Origin of the sequence: Mesorhizobium sp. M7A.F.Ca.ET.027.03.2.1 (assembly GCF_003999175.1) — a bacterium.
GTDB lineage: Bacteria > Pseudomonadota > Alphaproteobacteria > Rhizobiales > Rhizobiaceae > Mesorhizobium.
The window spans coordinates 1-1,592 of sequence record NZ_RZOM01001247.1 but is presented as its reverse complement, the minus strand read 5'-3'; the positions used below and the strand labels follow the sequence as shown (position 1 = coordinate 1,592).

Annotated in this window: 2 protein-coding genes; both read left to right on the top strand. The window is 64.6% G+C overall.

Features of this window, described 5'->3' with window-relative positions:
* Positions 1–591 (top strand): ABC transporter permease subunit (locus tag EN750_RS33485; protein ID WP_145968161.1); only part of this gene is annotated, 591 nt, incomplete at its 5' end.
* Positions 579–1,592 (top strand): ABC transporter ATP-binding protein (locus EN750_RS33480; RefSeq protein WP_145968160.1); only part of this gene is annotated, 1,014 nt, incomplete at its 3' end. The genes EN750_RS33485 and EN750_RS33480, both read left to right, overlap by 13 nt.

The window sequence follows — 1,592 nt, the reverse complement described above, 5'->3', positions numbered from 1 at the left end:
GTTCTGGTCGCAGTGCCGATCGGCTATCTGATCGCCTGGGGCAAGCAGCGCTGGGTGCGGCTGCTCAATCTGTCGGTGGAATTGCCCTATGCACTGCCCGGTGTGGTGCTGGCCATCGCCTCGCTGCTCATGTTCCTGCGGCCGATCCCGCTGACCGGCATCCAGCTCTACAACACGGTCTGGATCATCCTCTACGCCTATCTCGCCCGCTTCCTGGTGCTGGCGCTGCGGCCAACCATCAGCGGCTATCACCAGATCGACCGGGCGCTGGAGGAGGCTGCGCAAGTGGCCGGCGCCGGGCTGTTCACCCGCATGCGCACGATCATCTTTCCTCTGGTGGCGCCGGCGGCGATCGCCGGCGGCCTGCTGATCTTCATGACGGCCTTAAGCGAACTTACCGTTTCGGCGCTGCTGTGGTCGTCGGGCTCGGAAACCATCGGCGTGGTGATGTTCTCCTTCGAGCAGGGCGGCGATTCCAACTATGCGGCGGCGATGTCCGTCATCACCGTGGCGGTCACCTTCGTGCTGATGCTGGTCACCAATCTGCTTGCCCCCTACCTTCCGACCGGAGTGCTGCCATGGCGCGATTGAGCCTGGACAATGTGACCAAGAGCTTCGCCAATTTCGATGCCGTCAAGGACGTGTCGATCGATGTCGGCGACGGCGAGTTCCTGGCAGTGCTCGGCCCTTCCGGCTGCGGCAAGACGACGTTGCTGAGGCTGGTGGCCGGATTCGAGAAAGTGACGTCAGGCGAAATCCGCATCGGCAGCGAGGTCGTGTCGGGCAAGGGCGGCAGCGTCGCGCCGGAAAAGCGGCGCGTCGGCATCGTCTTCCAGAACTATGCGCTGTGGCCGCATATGACGGTGGCCGAGAACATCGGCTATTCGTTGAAGGTGGCGAAGCTCGACAAGGCCGTCGCCCGCCGGAAGGTTGAAGACGCACTCGCCCTGGTCAATCTGCAAGGGCTGGGCGATCGCCGGCCGGCCAATCTTTCCGGCGGCCAGCGCCAGCGCGTGGCCCTGGCGCGCTGCCTTGTCGCCGCGCCCTCGCTGGTGCTGTTCGACGAGCCGCTCGCCAATCTCGACGTGCATCTGAGGGCATCGATGGAGGACGAGTTCGCATCCTTCCACAAGCGCACCGGCACCACCATCGTCTACATCACCCATGATCAGGCCGAGGCGATGGCATTGGCCGACCGCATCGCGGTGATGGATGGCGGGCGCCTTGCCCAGCTGGCGACGCCGCGCGAGCTCTATCATGAGCCGGCAAATGAAATGGTCGCATCCTTCATTTCGCAAGGCATTTTGCTGCCCGCGGATGTGTTGAGCGCGGAAGAAAGAGGCCACTGCAAGGTCCGGGTTCTCGGCGCTGAACTGGTTGTCCGCTGCCGGCCAGGGCAGCGGCCGCGCGCTGGCGCCAAGATCTGCTGCCGGTCGGCCGATCTCGACGTGTCGCCGGACGGCCCCGGCTTCGATGGCCTGGTCAAGCGGGTGATCTATCAGGGTGGCTCGGCGCGCATCGAATTCACGCCTTCGACCAGCCCCGATCTCACCTTGCATTTCGAACAGCCCGACCCGGTCGTGCTGGAGAGC